General features: G+C 67.8%; 14 protein-coding genes. 4 read left to right on the top strand and 10 right to left on the bottom strand.

The features are described from left to right. Window positions 1-111: 111 nt before the first annotated feature. Window positions 112-1,383 (top strand): dicarboxylate/amino acid:cation symporter, encoded by a 1,272-nt coding sequence (locus ACORJG_RS12950; RefSeq protein WP_427789578.1) that lies wholly within the window; start codon window positions 112-114, stop codon window positions 1,381-1,383. A 90-nt stretch (window positions 1,384-1,473) separates the two neighbouring features. On the opposite strand, the gene ACORJG_RS12945 is transcribed toward ACORJG_RS12950, so the two are convergent. Both ACORJG_RS12945 and ACORJG_RS12940 read right to left on the bottom strand, forming a co-directional pair. After that, on the bottom strand, window positions 1,474-1,740 hold the full coding sequence (locus ACORJG_RS12945; RefSeq protein ID WP_427789576.1) for a hypothetical protein: 267 nt from the start codon (window positions 1,738-1,740) through the stop codon (window positions 1,474-1,476). A gap of 137 nt (window positions 1,741-1,877) precedes the next feature. Further along, complete coding sequence (locus tag ACORJG_RS12940) at window positions 1,878-2,408, bottom strand: hypothetical protein (RefSeq protein ID WP_427789575.1); 531 nt, start codon at window positions 2,406-2,408, stop codon at window positions 1,878-1,880. A gap of 152 nt (window positions 2,409-2,560) precedes the next feature. Here ACORJG_RS12940 and ACORJG_RS12935 point away from each other — a divergent pair, with 152 nt between their 5' ends. Further along, window positions 2,561-3,763, top strand: a complete 1,203-nt coding sequence (locus ACORJG_RS12935; protein ID WP_427789573.1) for a threonine ammonia-lyase — start codon at window positions 2,561-2,563, stop codon at window positions 3,761-3,763. After that, a complete protein-coding gene (locus ACORJG_RS12930) occupies window positions 3,744-4,286 on the top strand; it encodes an FKBP-type peptidyl-prolyl cis-trans isomerase (RefSeq protein WP_427789571.1) in 543 nt (180 codons plus the stop codon). Before ACORJG_RS12935 ends, ACORJG_RS12930 begins: the two co-directional genes overlap by 20 nt. Window positions 4,287-4,442: 156 nt before the next feature. Here ACORJG_RS12930 and queG read toward each other — a convergent pair whose 3' ends face one another. The 3 genes from queG to ACORJG_RS12915 all read right to left on the bottom strand — a co-directional run bounded on the left by queG (window position 4,443) and on the right by ACORJG_RS12915 (window position 7,327). Further along, window positions 4,443-5,558, bottom strand: coding sequence for a tRNA epoxyqueuosine(34) reductase QueG (gene queG / locus ACORJG_RS12925; protein WP_427789570.1), 1,116 nt, complete (start codon window positions 5,556-5,558; stop codon window positions 4,443-4,445). 25 nt (window positions 5,559-5,583) lie between these two features. Then, a complete protein-coding gene (locus ACORJG_RS12920) occupies window positions 5,584-6,270 on the bottom strand; it encodes a glutathione S-transferase family protein (protein WP_427789568.1) in 687 nt (228 codons plus the stop codon). A gap of 64 nt (window positions 6,271-6,334) precedes the next feature. Then, window positions 6,335-7,327: a cation diffusion facilitator family transporter gene (locus ACORJG_RS12915; protein ID WP_427789566.1), complete on the bottom strand. Its 993-nt coding sequence runs from the start codon at window positions 7,325-7,327 to the stop codon at window positions 6,335-6,337. 136 nt (window positions 7,328-7,463) lie between these two features. Here ACORJG_RS12915 and ACORJG_RS12910 point away from each other — a divergent pair, with 136 nt between their 5' ends. Next, window positions 7,464-8,270, top strand: a complete 807-nt coding sequence (locus tag ACORJG_RS12910) for an undecaprenyl-diphosphate phosphatase (RefSeq protein WP_427789564.1) — start codon at window positions 7,464-7,466, stop codon at window positions 8,268-8,270. Window positions 8,271-8,425: 155 nt separating this feature from the next. Here the strand turns inward: ACORJG_RS12910 and ACORJG_RS12905 are convergent, their stop codons facing one another. The 5 genes from ACORJG_RS12905 to ACORJG_RS12885 all read right to left on the bottom strand — a co-directional run bounded on the left by ACORJG_RS12905 (window position 8,426) and on the right by ACORJG_RS12885 (window position 15,785). Next, a complete protein-coding gene (locus ACORJG_RS12905) occupies window positions 8,426-9,397 on the bottom strand; it encodes a complex I NDUFA9 subunit family protein (protein WP_427789563.1) in 972 nt (323 codons plus the stop codon). A gap of 120 nt (window positions 9,398-9,517) precedes the next feature. Continuing rightward, the gene (locus tag ACORJG_RS12900) at window positions 9,518-11,182 is read right to left on the bottom strand and encodes an amidohydrolase (protein ID WP_427789561.1); all 1,665 of its coding nucleotides are present in this window, start codon (window positions 11,180-11,182) and stop codon (window positions 9,518-9,520) included. Window positions 11,183-11,274: 92 nt separating this feature from the next. Further along, window positions 11,275-13,242, bottom strand: a complete 1,968-nt coding sequence (locus tag ACORJG_RS12895; RefSeq protein ID WP_427789559.1) for a M1 family metallopeptidase — start codon at window positions 13,240-13,242, stop codon at window positions 11,275-11,277. Window positions 13,243-13,301: 59 nt separating this feature from the next. Next, window positions 13,302-14,573, bottom strand: coding sequence for a multidrug effflux MFS transporter (locus ACORJG_RS12890; RefSeq protein WP_427789557.1), 1,272 nt, complete (start codon window positions 14,571-14,573; stop codon window positions 13,302-13,304). Between the two features lie 90 nt (window positions 14,574-14,663). Further along, window positions 14,664-15,785, bottom strand: a complete 1,122-nt coding sequence (locus ACORJG_RS12885; RefSeq protein WP_427789555.1) for an HlyD family secretion protein — start codon at window positions 15,783-15,785, stop codon at window positions 14,664-14,666. Between the last annotated feature and the right edge of the window lie 2 nt (window positions 15,786-15,787).

Here is a 15,787-nt window from a genome sequence, read left to right as displayed (position 1 = left end):
GAGGATTTTCGGTTATTCGCTCCCCCTTACCTTCTGGGCGGGTGGGGATCCTCCATCGGTTTGTAACTGCGGTCCGACGCGAGTCGGCCCGCAAAGCTGGACGACTTTTGTATGAAACGCTTGTTCGCTTATTTCATCGTGGGAGCGATGATTTTAGGGGTCCTCGCGGGCTGGGGCCTCAATCATTTTCTGAGCGCTGACCAGGCTTCTGCGGCGGCTGTCAACCTCAATCTTGTGACGGACGTCTTTCTGCGCCTGATTAAGATGATCATCGCGCCGCTGGTGTTCACCACCCTGGTTGCGGGTATCGCCCACATGGAAGACGCCGCCTCGGTCGGGCGGATCGGCGTCAAGACGATGAGCTGGTTCATCTGCGCCTCCATCGTCTCCCTGCTGCTGGGTCTGGTGATGGTCCAACTGCTGCAGCCGGGCGCGAACATGCACCTGCCCGAGGCGGTGATCGGTTCGGCGCCTGCGGCTTCGACCGACGCCTTCTCCCTGCACGGCTTCGTCACCCACCTGGTCCCGACGTCGATCTTCGACGCCATGGCCAAGAACGAGATCCTGCAGATCGTCGTCTTCTCGGTCTTCGTCGGCACGGCGGTCGCCGCCCTGGACGACAAGGCTCCGGCCGTGATGCATGTGGTCGAACAGGCCGCCTCCATCATGCTGAAGGTGACCGAGTTCGTGATGAAGCTGGCGCCGTTCGCCATCTTCGCCGCCCTGGCCTCGACCATCGCCACCCAGGGGCTGGAGATGCTGGGCACCTACGCCAAGTTCGTTTTCGGCTTCTACGGCTCGATGGCTGTCCTGTGGACCCTGCTGTTCCTGGCCGGCGCCGTGGTGCTGGGCAAGCGCGTCATTCCGCTGTTCCAGGCCATCCGCACCCCGACCCTGCTGGCCTTCTCGACCGCCAGCTCGGAAGCCGCCTATCCGCGCATCCTTGAGGCCCTGCCCAAGGTCGGCGTGCGCCGCCGTATCGTCAGCTTCGTTCTGCCGCTGGGCTATTCGTTCAATCTGGACGGATCGATGCTCTACTGCACCTTCGGCACCATGTTCATCATGCAGGCCCACGGCGTGCATCTGACGGTGTCGCAACAGATCTTCATGCTGCTGCTGCTGATGGTCACGTCCAAGGGCATTGCGGGCATCCCGCGCGCCTCTCTGGTGGTCATCATGGCGACCCTGACCTATTTCGGCCTGCCCGAGGCGTGGATCGCCATCGTTCTGGGCGTCGACCACCTGCTCGACATGGGCCGCTCGGCCACCAACGTCGTCGGCAACTCCGTCGCCGCCGCCGTGGTCGCCAAATGGGAAGGCGAACTGGACGACATTCAGGATATCGACCCCGATAGCGAAACCGGAAGCCCTGCGGTCGCCTGAGCGGCCTCACCCTTGCGATGACATGGAAACGGCGGCCCTTCTACAAGGGCCGCCGTTTTCAATTGCGGTTGGAGATGAAGCCGGTCGCGGTCAGGGGGCGGCAGGCGCAGGCGTCACGACCTGCGGCACCGGAACGGCGATGATGGCGGGCTTGGCTGTATTCCTGTCTGCAAGCTGGGGCGCAAGGGCCAGGGTGGCCGCGATACCGCCTGCGACCAGGGCCAGAACTGCGACGATCATATAGGTCAGCGTCGAGCGGGCGCGGCGACGGCGGAAGGCGCCGGTGCGCATCCCCTGCACCATGACGTGGGTGCGGTTGCTGAAGGCTTCTGAGCCGATGATGTTATGTTGGGACAAGAGACGCTCCCGACTGTTCCCGTACGGATCAGGTCAAAGAGCGGGCTGATAGGGCCAAAGCATGGCGAACGCGGGTAGCAAAAAGGCGACCCCGAGATCAGGGTCGCCTCTGAAAGCGCGGCCTGTGCGCTATGAAATCAGCCGCCCAGAGTGACGTTGACCGTGCGTCCGCCACGGGTCTGGACGCGGCGCATCAACACCATGACATCATCATCGGCCTTGACCGGGGCGATCAGGAACCAGCTGCCATCCGGCAGGTCGGAGAAGCGGAAGCCGTTGTCGGCGCAGGCCTGCGCCCTTTCATACGAACGGTAGTCGGCGCCCTGTTCTCCGGCCGAACGGGCGCGCACCACGGCGGCCGGAATGGCGGCCCGGTCTGCGGCGCCGTACAGGCGGTCGATGCGGGCGCGGGTATAGCGCGTGTCCGGGATCAGGCCGACATTGCCCGCGCATTCGAAGGCGCGCCCGTCCTGAACGAAGGCGACGCGGCCCTCCACGGCGGCCTGACCGGTCCGGGTCGACCAGGCGAAGTCATCGGCGTTGAAAACGGCCGGGCCGATGGCGCTTCCGCCCATGGGCGTGGTGGCGCAGGCGGTCAGGCTCAGGCCGCCGATCACTGCGGCGACAAGGGCGCTGGAACGGGCCAGCGATCGCGAAGAAGGGGTCATGAGGGGCGGCTCCCGGATTACGGTTCAGGCGACGTTCGGGCATGACCTTGTGCGCCATGCCGAGTCAAGGTTGCCCGCCGCCCTGGCCTGTTCCACAACAGGCGTCAAAGACCGGACGACAGAGGCCGGTCGCCAGCAAAATCAGGGACTTCATGACCGTCACCATCGACGATATCCGCGAAGCGCAAAAACGCATCGCTGGTCAGGTCGACCGCACGCCTGTCCGTTATTCACGCCGCCTGTCGCAACTGACCGGCGCGGAAATCTGGATCAAGTTCGACAATCTGCACTTCACCGGCAGCTTCAAGGAGCGCGGCGCCCTGAACCGGCTGATGCAGTTGACGCCGGAAGAAAAGAAACGCGGCGTCGTCGCCGCCTCGGCCGGAAACCACGCGCAGGCGCTGGCCTATCACGGCGGCCGTCTGGGCGTGCCGGTGACCATCGTCATGCCCGAGGGCACGCCCTTCGTGAAGGTGGACGGCACCCGCGCCCACGGCGCCAATGTCGTCATCCACGGCCTCGACTTCTCCGGCTCGACCGAGGAAGCCAAGCGGCTTCAGGCCGAGCATGGCTATGTCTTCGTTTCGGCCTTCGACGATGAAGGCATCGTCGCCGGGCAGGGCGTCTGCGGCCTTGAGTTTCTGGAGGAGGCGCCCGATCTGGACGCCCTCATCATCCCTATCGGCGGGGGCGGCCTGATCGCCGGCAGCGCTATCGCCGCCAAGGCGATGAAGCCGGACATCAAGATCTTCGGCGTTGAGGCGGCGCGCTATCCGTCCTTCACCGCACGGCGCCGGGGCGAGCCGCCCAAATGCAGCGGCCAGACCATCGCCGAGGGCATCGCCATCAAGGCGGTGGGCGAGATTCCTTTCGGTCTGGCCGATGGCCTGATCGATGAGGTCTTCGTCTGCGAAGAGGCGGATTTCGAGAAAGGCGTTGCCCTGCTGGCGACGCTGGAGAAGACGGTGGCGGAGGGCGCGGGCGCAGGCGGCCTGGCTGCTATCCTGGCCAACCCGGAACGCTTCAAGGGCATGAAGATCGGCGTCGAACTGACCGGCGGCAACATCGACGCCCGGATGCTGGCGGTGGTGCTGAACCGGGAAATGGTCCGCGAAAAGCGGTTGATCGTTTACCGCATTCTGGGCGATGACCGCCCCGGAATGCTGTCGGCGATGGCTGCCGTCATCGGCGGTCTGGGCGGCAATATCATCGATGTGGTGCACAACCGGCTGGCGCTGGACGTGCCCGCCAAGGGGGCCGAGTTCGACATCATGGTCGAAACCCGCGACTCCCGTCATGCCGAGGAAATCGGCGCCGCCTTGAAGGACCAGGGTTATGAACTTCGCATGGGCTAAACGCCCCCTCGGCGCCGCCATGGCCGCGTCCGCCCTGCTGGCGCTGGCCGCCTGCGGCCGCCCGTCCGCCGCGCCTGAAGACCTGGCCAAGAACGCCGCCGAATCCGCCGCCTTCATGAAGCAGAACGCGACGGAGGAGGGCGTGCAGACCCTGCCGTCGGGCCTGCAGTACAAGGTCGTGGCTTCCGGTCCGGCGGGCGGCGTCCAGCCGGACCGCAATGATCTGGTCAAGGTCGACTATGAAGGCACGCTGACCGACGGCACGGTGTTCGACAGCTCGTTCAAACGCGGCGCCCCGGCGATCTTCTCGCCCGAAGGCGTGGTGCCGGGCTGGACCGAGGCCCTGCAGATGATGAAGCCGGGCGATGAGTGGATTCTCTTCCTGCCGCCGGAACTGGGCTATGGCGAAATGGGCGGACCGCCGATGATCCCCGGCAATGCGGTGCTGGTGTTCCGGTTGAAGTTGCTGGACGTAGCCCCGGTGCCCGGCGGCGGCCGCGGCGTAGGCCAGGCGACGGGCTAACTGCTTCCTTCTCCCCTTGAGGGAGAAGGTGGGCGCCGGAGGCGCTCGGATGAGGGGTGTCGACGCGAGGTTCAGGAATGGCGTCGTCGTGGCCGAACCTTCAGACTGCGGCGTTATCACCCCTCATCCGTCTCGCTGCGCGAGCCACCTTCTCCCTCAAGGGGAGAAGGACCATTCCTGTCTGACGTCTTGGTCCGTTTCCAGCGCTAGCCGCCCGGCGCGTTCGGCCTCGAACCGTTCCGGCGTCAGACGTGACAGCGCCCAAGCCGCCGCGCCGCGCACCACCGGCGCCGGGTCGTCCAGCAGCCGGTCGACCGCCCCGATCAACGCCGCCTCGCCTGAGTTCCCCGTCGCATACAGCACGTTCCGGATGAACCGGTCTCGCCCGATGCGCTTGATCGGGCTCTTGGTGAACAGGGCGCGGAAGGCGGGATCGTCCAGCGCCAGCAGGTCCGCCAGCGGCGGCGACTTCAGCGCGTCGCGCGCCTGCAGCCGCGCCTCCGAGGCCTCTTGCGCGAACTTGTTCCACGGACAGGCGGCCAGACAGTCGTCGCAGCCGTAGATGCGATTGCCCGTCGCCGTGCGGAACTCGCGCGGCCAGGCGCCCGCATATTCGATGGTGAGATAGGACAGGCACCGCCGGGCGTCGATCTGGAACGGCGCCGGAAAGGCCTGCGTCGGACAGGCGTCCAGACAGGCGGTGCACCGGCCGCAATGCTCGACCTCGGTCTCGTCCGGCTCGATCTCGGCGGCGGTCAGGATCACGCCCAGAAACAGCCAGTTGCCATGGGTGCGGCTCAAGAGGTTGGTGTGCTTGCCCTGCCAGCCCAGACCTGCGCGCTGGGCCAGCGGCTTCTCCATCAGGGGGGCGGTGTCGACGAAGACCTTCACCTCCTCCTTCAGCCGGGCGGCGATCTGACCGGCCAGGATCTTCAGCCGTCCCTTGATGACCTCATGATAGTCGTCGCCGCGCGCATAGACGGAGATATAGGCCGCCGACGTTTCCTCCAGCTCAGGCCGTGGGTCTTCGTCGGGGCCGTAGTTCATGCCCAGGACGATGGCCGTCTTCGCCCCGTCCCACATGGCGGTGGGGTGGGCGCGGCGCTCCAGCGTCGTCTCCATCCAGCCCATGTCGCCGTGACGGCCCGCATCGACAAAGTGGGCCAGCTTCTCGCCCGCGCTCCACGGATCGCTGGCCGAGGCGAAGCGGCACACGGCGAAGCCCAGTTCGGCGGCGCGTTGTCGGATGAAGATGCGGGGATCGGCCGCCATGAGGGCGCTTTAGCCCTGAGGGGCCTCAGAAGTCGAGGTCGGCGTACCAGGGCGCCGGATGCACGCCGGGGAATCGGTCGCTCAGCAGCGGCCGGAAACAGGGGCGCGACTTCAGCTTGGAATACCACAGCTTCAGCGCCGGCCACGACGCCCACGGAATCTCACCGAAATAGTCCAGCACCGACAGGTGTCCCGCCGCGATCAGGTCGGCCTGACTGAGGCGGCGCCCCGCCAGCCATTCGCGCCCGGCGGCCAGAGACTCCAGCAAGGCCAGATGGGCCTTCATCGCCTCGCGCCCCTCGCGCAGCATCCGTGCGTCGGGCGGGCCGAGCCGCAGCAGGGGCTTCTCCATCCGCTCATGCAGCAGGACGGCGTCGACCTCATCGGTGAAGCGGCGGCTGAACCAGGTCGCCAGACGCCGCGCCTCGGCCCGTTCTGCTACGTCGGCGGGCAGCAGGAAATCGCCCTTGGTCCGATCCTCCAGCCAGCCGAGGATGGCGTCCAGTTCGCACAGGGTCAGGCTGCGGCCCTTTTCGGTCATGCTCAGCACCGGCGGCATGCCCGAGGGGTTCAACTCGAACAGGGGGCAGTCGTCCTCCCACGGGCGCACGGGCTCCTCGCCATAGCTGACCTTGGCCTCGCCCAACGCCAGTCGCGCCGCGCGCGAGGCTGGGTGGAAGGCGAAATGATAGAGGACGGCGGGCGTGGTCATTGTCCGTCTTCATGCCCCTGTGCGCGTTAACACCCTCTTTACCGCGCGCGATTGTCGCAGGCGGTCAGGACCAGGGGCCGGAAGGTTTCGCAGGGGCGTCGGGCGATGGAGCATCAGGCCCTGCATCTGGCGTCGTCGGGCGAGGCGCGACGAAGGCGCCCCCATGGGGTTCGGCCGCGCCGCGCGGGTCGGGATGGATCAGGATGTCGGCGTGGGGATAGGCCGTCAGCACCCGCTTTTCCGCCGCCAGTATGATGTCGTGCGCGGCCTTCAGGCTGAGGTCCGGGTCCAGGTCGATGTGCATCTGGATCATCAGGGCCTGACCGGCCATGCGGGTGCGCAGCTGATGGACGTTGGCGATGCGGGCGTCTTCGGTGACGGCGGCGACGATGGCGGCGCGGTCGGCCTCGGGCGCCGCGCGGTCCAGCAGATGGCTTGAGGCGTCCTTCAGCAGATTGACCGCCCCCCAGGCCAGCCAGACCGCCACCACCAGACCGGCGGCCGCATCCAGCCCCGGCGCCTTGAGGAATGAGCCTGAGATGATGCCGATCAACACCACCACATTGGCCGCCAGATCGGCGGCGTAGTGGGCGCGGTCCCCCGCCACGGCCAGAGATCCGGTCTTCTTCACCGCCTGCGTCTGCATCCACACCAGAGCGGCGGTGACGATGATGGCCAGCACCATGACCCCGACGGCCCACCCGCCCGAGGTGACGGGGCGCGGGTCGAAGATGCGCTGTATCGCCTCCCAACCGATGAAGACGCCTGACGCCAGCACCATGCCCGCCTGCACCAGCGACGCCAGCCCCTCGGCCTTGCCGTGGCCATAGCGGTGGTCGTCGTCCGGCGGCGCGGCGGCCCAGCGCACGGCGAAGAAGGTCGCCAGCGATGCGACCAGATCCAGCGTCGAATCCGCCAGACTGGCTAATATGGAGACTGAGCCCGACGCCCCCAGCGCAAAGGCCTTCATGACGATCAGCAGGACGGCTGCGGCCACCGACAGGGTGGTGATCCGGCGCGTGGTCTCATGGGCGGCGTCGAGGGGGGAGGTCGTCATTTCCTCACACTTGTCGCGCAAAACGACGCCCGCGCCAATGGCGGGGACTGCCGCAGGGCGCTAAGAAGGGCGAAAGGGGCCGCTGTGCAGGCGGGCCTGAACCCCCTGCGACCAGAAAGACCGAGACGGAGCATTCATGGCGGACTGGCTGATGGCGATCCTTCTGGGTCTGGTGGAGGGATTGACCGAGTTCATTCCGGTTTCGTCGACGGGCCATATGCTGTTGCTGGGGCATTTCCTCGGCTTTGAAAGCACGGGCAAGACGTTCGAGATCGTCATCCAGCTGGGCGCCCTGCTGGCCATCATCAGCGTCTATTTCAAGCGGTTGTGGCATCTGGCGACGCGCTGGCCGGTCGATGCCGAGGCGCGGCGTTTCCTGATCGGTCTGTTGATCGCCTTCATGCCCGCCGTGGTGATCGGCTTTCTGGCCTATGGCTTCATCAAGACGGTGCTGTTCGAGACGCCGTTGGTGATCTGCGTCGCCCTGATCGTCGGCGGGGTGCTGTTGCTGTGGCTGGACCGCGTCAACAAGATGCCCAGCTATCTGGACGCCGAACGCTATCCGTTCCGGGTCTATTTCCTGATCGGCCTGTTCCAGTGTCTGGCCATGATCCCCGGTGTGTCGCGCTCGGGCGCCACCATCGCGGGCGGCCTGCTGCTGGGCACGGACAAGCGTTCGGCGGCCGAGTTCAGCTTCTTCCTGGCCCTGCCGACCATGGGGGCGGCGGTCGCCTATGACCTGTTCAAGAGCCGCGATGTGTTGAGCTTCGACGACATGGGGCTGATCGCCATCGGCTTTGTGGCGGCCTTCATCTCGGCGCTGGCGGTGGTGCGATTCCTGCTGGACTTCGTGTCGCGGCGCGGCTTCGGCCCCTTCGCCTGGTGGCGGATCGCCGTGGGCGTGGTCGGCATCATCGGACTGGCGCTGACGGGCGGTCTGTAGAAACAACGCCCCCTAAGCCGTCATCCTCGGGCTTGACCCGAGGATCGGGCTGACCATCGGCAGGGCGCATGAAGCCGAGAGCGCGCGTCTTCACTCGATCCTCGGGTCAAGCCCGAGGATGACGGAGTCAGGAAGACGCGCCGAAGTCAGGCAAATCAGGCGGCGGGGTTTTCGGCGTATTGACCGCCGTCGCGATAGCGCCACAGGTAGTTCGGCGCGATCGCTTCCAGTCCCGAAGGCTCGACGCCCAGATCGGCCAGCCCCTTGGCGCCCGGCGACACGACATTGTCGCTCTCCAGCAGCACGACCTGATCCCGGGTCAGGGCGGGACGCAGGCCGATGACGGCCGGGATCTGGGCCAGCGAACCGATCAGGCGCGCGACCGGGAAGGGCAGCGGCAGCAGGATGTTGCGGCGGTTCGTCTCGCGCAGGATGAACTTCAGGATGTCCTCGAAGGTCCAGACCGACGGGCCGCCCAGCTCGAACGTCTGGCCTTCGGCGTCGGGGGCCACGGTGGCGCGGGCGACGGCCTCGGCGGCGTCGGCGACATAGACGGGCTGGAACTTGGTCTGGCCGCCGCCGATCAGCGGCAGAACCGGCGACCAGCTGGCCATGGCGGCGAAGCGGTTCAGGAACTGGTCGCCCGAGCCGAAGACGATCGACGGGCGCACGATCACAGCGCCGGGGAAGGCGGCGCGCACGGCGGCCTCGGCCTCACCCTTGGTGCGGGCGTAGTCGGCTGCGCCGTTCGCATCGGCGCCGATGGCCGAGATGTGGGTCAGGCGCTTGACCCCAGCGGCCGCCGCGGCCTCGGCGATATTGGCCGCGCCCTCGACGTGCAGGGTCTGGAATTTGCGGCCGCCCGTCTCAAACAGGATGCCGACCAGATTGACCACGGCGTCGGCGCCGCGCACCGCGTCAGCCACGGCGGCCTTGTCGGTGATGTTGCAGCGCAGGACCTGAACCTGGCCGACGTCGCCGGCCATGTGCAGCACGGGCGCGCTCTTGGCGTTGCGCGCGGCGACACGCACACGCCAGCCGCGACGGGCCAGGGCGCGCACGACCTGGGTTCCGATGAAGCCCGAGCCACCGAACACCGTGACCAGACCGGGGGCGAAATCAGCCATCTCAGACGCTCCAAACGCCAAGCCCCGGCCGCAACGGGCGACCGGAGGCGAAAATCCTATGGGCGGGGCTTAACCGAAGCGGCCCCTGCCCGCAACGAGAAGGGACGGGATTCCGCCGGATCAATCGGCCCGGTGGACGATCCGCCCGTCCACGACCGTCAGCACGGCCCGGCCTTTGGGGATGTCGGCGGCGGGGACGGTCATCAGGTCGATGTCGAAGGCAGTGAAGTCGCCGCGCTTGCCCACCGCGATCGTGCCCAGTTCATTCTCGCGGAAGCTGGCGTAGGCGGGCCACAGGGTGAACATCTTCAGCGCCGTCGCCCGGTCCACCGCCTCGTCCGGGCGCCAGTCCGGTCCCTGAAAGCCGTTCAGGTCGCGGCGCGCTACGGCGGCGTAGAACTCGATCAGCGGATCGCCCCGCTCGACCGGCGCGTCCGAGCCGCCGACCACGATCACGCCGCGATCCACCAGCGTATGCCAGGCATAGGCGCCGTCCAGCCGCGCGTCGCCCAGACGGTCGGCGGCGAAATGCAGGTCGCCGATGGCGTGGCTGGGCTGCATCGAGGCGATGATCGGCAGCTCGTCGAAATAGTGATAGTCGCGCGGCCGGATCAGCTGGGCGTGTTCGATGCGCCAGCGCGGATCGGCCAGTTTCCACTCGGCCTTGGGCACGGAACGCAGCGCCTCTTCATACCAGACGGCGACATCGTGATTGCTCTGGTCGCCGATGGCGTGGGTGGCGATCTGGATGCCGGTCCGCAGCGCCTCCTGATACAGCGGCATCACTTCTTGTCGCGAGGTCAGCATCAGGCCCGACGTATCCGGCCGGTCGGCATAGGGCTCGAACAGCTTGGCCCCGCGCGAGCCCAGGGCGCCGTCAGCGTAGAATTTGATCGCGCGGGTGATGATCCGCCCGTCGCCCGCATCGCGCGGGCCGCCCGCCATCAGAGCGCGCGCGTCCTTCATGTCGATGCTGTTGTAGACCCGCAGGGGCGCCTCGCCGTCGCGCGCCATCTGCTCCATCAGCGGCACGTCCTCCCACGGCGCGCTCATGAAATGGACGCCGGTCCAGCCATAGCGGGCGTAGACGTTGAAGCCCGCGCGATAGGCTTCGCGCGTCGCCGCCTCGTCAGCCTCCGGCTTCAGGGCGCCCACCAGAGACTGGGCCGCGTCGACCAGCAGGCCGGTCGGCCGCCGGGCGGCGTCTTTCAGAATCTCTCCACCCGAGGGCGCAGGCGTCGCCGCATCGACCCCGGCGGCGGTCAGGGCGGCGCTGGAGGCGACCAGGGCATGGCCGTCGGCGCGGCGCAGCAGCACGACCCGTCCCGGCGCGGCGGCATCCAGATCTGCGGCGGTCAGAAAGCGTTTCTCGGGCCAGTGCGTCTCGATCCAGCCGCGCCCGGCGATGACGCCCTCGGGGTGGGCCTCGGCCCAGGCGGTCAGACGCGCCATCGCCTCGACGATGGAGGCGGCGCCTTCCAGATTCAGCGTCATCTCGCGCCAGCCGATGCCGTTCAGATGGGCGTGGCCATCGGTGAAGCCGGGGAACAGCGCCGCCCCCTTCAGATCCACGACCTCCAACCCCTCGGCCGACGGCGCGCCGTCCGCCGCCCCGACATAGGCGATGCGCCCGTCTCGCACGACCACGACCTCGGCGGTCGGCCGGGCCTCATCGCCGGTGTGGATGGTCCCGCCCCGGATCAACAGGTTCTGGGCATAGGCGGCAGGGGCTGCGGCCAGCATCAGCGCAACCGCCAGCGGCAGGGTCTTCAGGGTTCGGATCATCAGCGCCTCCAGTCGCGGCGCAGGGGAGCCGCAGCCGCGCCCGCCGTCAAGCGCGTCCCCTCCCCCTCATTGAGGGGGAGGGCTTTGGGGCCTTACGAACGCCCCACCACCTGATCGACTGAATTGCCGGTGACTGGGTGATAAAGCGGCCGGGCCTTGTCGTAGATGCGCGTGGCGATGGGGCGGCCCCAGTCGCCTTCGGCCCACAGGGTCTGGAACAGCGGCAGGACGAATTTGCGCCGTCCCTGCGTGGTCAGGAAGCGCTCGGCCGTGGCGACGGCGGGCTCATAACGGTTGGCCAGCGCCGCCTGCAGCCAGGCGAAGGTCAGTTCGGCGTTGCCTTCGCTGTCCAGCTTCAGCGTCTGTTCTAGGTCCGCCATCTGGGCGGAGGTCAGCCAGTCGGCGCCGGGCTTCAGACCTTCGGGCCGCCACGACAGGAAGCGCAGGCGCTGCTGGGTGTTCCAGTCCTTCCACGGCACGGCCGACGCCGGACCCTTGGCGACGTAGAAGGCGTTGGCCGCCGCATCCACGGCCTCGAAGGCGTGAGAGACCGGCGCCTGGGCGTTGGACGGCAGGCCGGGCTGATAGATCCAGTTCTCCAGCTGAAGCTCGGCTTCCAGACGGGCGTCGCCCTTGACCAGATGCTCGCGGATGTCCTTCAGGAAGCCCACGTCGGTCATGGGCTGGAAGGCGTGTCGGTCGAAATATCCGCGCAGCCAGGCGTCGAACGTCGGGCGTCCTACGATGCGTTCGATGGTGCGCAGGAAGGCCGCGCCCTTGTCATAGGGAATGCCCGACAGGCCGTCGTCCGGGTCGCGCCCGGTCAGGTCCAGATGCAGGCGGGTGTCGCCCGGATCGGTGACGGCGATCTCGGCGACCAGATCGTTCCAGGCCAGAGCCTGTTCCTGCAGGGCGCGCTCGCGGCCGTAAAGCGCCTCCATGATGCGGTTCTCGAAATAGGTGGTCGTGCCTTCGTTCAGCCAGATATCTGCCCAGGTGGCGTTGGTCACCAGATTGCCCGACCACGAGTGCGCCAGTTCGTGCGCCACCAGCGACACCAGCGACCGGTCGCCGGCGATGATGGTCGGGGTGGCGAAGGTCAGGCGCGGGTTCTCCATCCCGCCGAACGGGAAGCTGGGCGGCAGGACCAGCAGGTCATAGCGGCCCCAGCGATAGGGGCCGTAGAGCGCCTCGGCCGCGTCGACCATGCGGGCGGTCGGCTCCAGCTCCCACTGGGCGGCCTTCAGCTGGCCCGGCTCGGTCCAGACGCCGGTGCGCCCGTCGAAGGGGGCGAAGGCCAGATCGCCCACGCCGATGGCGATCAGATAGGGCGGGATCGGCTGATCCAGTTTGAAGCGCCACGCCTTCATGCCGCTGCCCGCCGCCTCGCCCTGCGGGGTCAGATGCTCGGCGGACATGACGACGGTCAGGTCGGATGGCGCGACGATGCGGGCGCTGTAGGTCTGGCGGACGCCGGGGCTGTCCTGCGTCGGGATCCAGGTGCGTGTCAGGATCGCCTGCCCCTGACTGAACAGATAGGGCTTCTGGCCGCCTGCCGTCTGTTGCGGCGTCAGCCATTGCAGGGCCGAGGCGCCGGGCCGGGTGGAATAGGCGACGACGATCTTCTGCGTCTCGCCGCCGCGGAAGGCGGGAAGGCGCACGCTCAGCGGCTGGCCCTTGATCGGGTCGGCGGCGCCCAGGCTCCATTCCAGCGGACGGCCGCGCGCGTCGGTCACGCCCTTGATGTCCAGCATCTTGGCGTCCAGCACCACCTCGGTCGCGCCGGGGCGGCCGGTCACGTCCAGCGTCGCACGGCCTGACAGGGTTTTCGCCGCGAAGTCAGCGGTCAGGTCGACATCCAGATGCGTCACCCGCGCTTCGGCCGGTCGGGCGTAGGAGTGGGGGTCGTTCACATAGGCGGCGGCCGGCGCGACCTGCGCGGCCGGGACCAATGGCGACATCGGAATGCTGTCCGCTGTCGTGGCGCAGGCGCCGAGCGAGGCGGCGAGGGCGGTGATGAGGGCGAGGGCGGAAACCCGCCCGACCGGCTTCAGGGTCATGGAACGCTCCGTATTTTCTACGGAGAACAGGCGCTCTCAGGCCGGAAAGATCAACCCCTTCACCCGGCTGCGGCAGGCGGCGGCAGGTGATGCGCCTTGAACAGCCGCCCCTTTTCCGCGACCAACACCAGCAGCAGGGCCGCCACGCCGAGAATAAGGAAGCCGACCGTCAGCGGCACGGTCGAGCCGTCGAACTGCTGGCCGATGGCGAAGCCCAGCAGGGCGCCGCCGATCGAGGAGATGAAGCCCTGCGCCGAAGAGGCCGTGCCCGCGATATGGCCCATCGGCTCCATCGCCATCGAGCCGAAATTACCGGCGATGAAGCCGAAGCAGAACATCTTGCAGGCCTGCAGGGCGGCGAACATCCACAGGCTGTCGTGGCCGGTCCAGGCGATCACGGCGTGCAGGGCGCTGAAGCCGATGAAGCCGATCAGGGCCGTGTGGGCGATCAGGCGCGAACCCAGCTTCTCGACCAGACGCGCGTTCAGGATCGACGCCACGGCGATGCCGCCTGCGACCAGAGCAAAGACGACCGGGAACAGGCCCGGCGCCTCGAACACGTCGAAGAAGATCTGCTGCGAGGAGTTGATGAAGCCGAACAGCGCCCCGGTGATGACGGTCATCGCCAGGGTGTAGCCCATGCCCGTGCGGTGGGTCAGGGCGAAGCGGAAGGCGCCCGCGATGCGGCCCAGATTGATCGGCATCCGGTCTTCGGGATGCAGGGTCTCGGGCAGACGCAGGCCGGCCCAGATCAGAAAGGCCCCGCCCGACAGAGCGAAGACGCCGAAAATCCACGGCCAGGGCGCCACCAGCATGACCAGTTGCCCCACGGCGGGCGCCAGTATGGGCACGCCCAGAAAGACCAGGAAGCTCAGCGACATGACCCGCGCCATGGTCCGGCCGGAATAGCGATCGCGCACGATGGACACGGCCAGAACCCGCGTCGCCGCCGCCCCGATCCCCATGCCGATCCGCGACAGGATCAGCATGTCGAAGCTGTGGGCGAAGGCCGCCAGTATGCTGAACGCCACATAAAGGCCTATGCCGACGAACAGCACCGGTCGACGGCCGTAACGATCCGACAGCGGGCCATAGAACAGCTGCGCCCCGCCGAAGCCCAGCAGATAGGCGGTGATCACCCACTGGCGGCTGTTCTCATTGGCCACGCCCAGGTCTTCGCCGATATAGGGCAGGGCCGGCAGCATGGCGTCGATCGCCAGGGCGTTCAGCGCCATCATCACGGCGATCAGGCAGACGAATTCGGCGAAACGCGGCCCCTTCGCAGGAAGCGGAGGCCGAGCCTCGGTCGCGGATAAAGGGGCGCTGGTCATCGCGCCCAGATGCGGCCTGCGTCAGCCTGACGCAACCCCGTTCAGAAAAGGTTTCTCGCGCTGCAACATTAATGTCGGCGCGCGGCCGGTTCAGCGCACGTGAATCCGCGCTGTCACCGACATGCCGGGCGACAGGCGCTCGATCCCCTCCTGACCCGGATCGACGGCGATGCGGACGGGAATGCGCTGGGCCACCTTGGTGAAGTTGCCGGTGGCGTTGTCGGGGCGGATGACGCTGAACTCTGACCCGGTCGCGGGCGAGATGCGCTCGACCCTGCCGGTCAGGGTCCGCCCGCCCAGGGCGTCGACGGTGATCTTCACCGGCTGGCCCACGCGCACGTCGCGCATCTGGTTTTCCTTCATGTTCGCCGTGACCCAGACGACGTCGGGCACCAGGGCGGCCATCTGCGTACCGACCGCGACCTGCTGGCCCTGACGCATGGATATCTCGCCCAGACGGCCGTCGCGCGGGGCCGTGATGCGGGTATTGTCCAGGTCGATCTGCGCCAGCCGCACCTGGGCGCGGGCGTTCTCGACGGCGGCCTCCAGCGACCCCCTGCTGACCACGGCCGAGGTGACGCTGGTCTGGGCCACGCCCTCGGCGGCGCGGGCTTGCGCCAACTGGGCTTCAGCGGAACGCAGGGCGTTCTGGGCGACGTCGACCTGGGCCTGAGCGACCCAGCCGCCGTCGAACAGGGTGCGCACGCGCGCGGCGTCGGCGCGGGCCTTGGTCACGGCCGACTGGGCGGCGGCGATGCCGGCCTGCGTCTGGGCCACCGATCCGCGCGCCGAGGCCTGACTCTGGGCCGAGTTGGCCAGCGCGGCCTCGGCGGAATGCAGCGACGCCTGCGCCTGCTCCAGCCGCTGGCGATAGATGCGGTCGTCGATGGTGGCCAGCAGCTGACCCTGCTTCACCGTCTGGAAGTCCTGCACCTCGACCGAGGTGACATAGCCGCTGACCTGCGGGCTGATGATCGTTACCTGACCGCGCACATAGGCGTTGTCCGTCGTCTGCGGCCCGCCCGAGAAAGGCGGCAGGCGCCAGGCGTGCAGCACCAGCCCCACGCCCACCAGGGCGATGGCGATCAGCACCACGGTCCACATCACGCGACGCCCTTTCGACGGCGGCGGCGTAGCGGGCGCAGCCGGTGCGGCCGGAGGCTGTGCAGGTGCTGGGGCGGAGGGCGCAGGAGGAGGAGGGGCGTCGGTCATTC

The organism is Brevundimonas diminuta (assembly GCF_050310045.1).
GTDB classification, from domain to species: Bacteria; Pseudomonadota; Alphaproteobacteria; order Caulobacterales; family Caulobacteraceae; genus Brevundimonas; species Brevundimonas diminuta_F.
The sequence above is the reverse complement of the archived record's forward strand: the minus strand, read 5'-3'. Positions and strand labels throughout refer to the sequence as shown.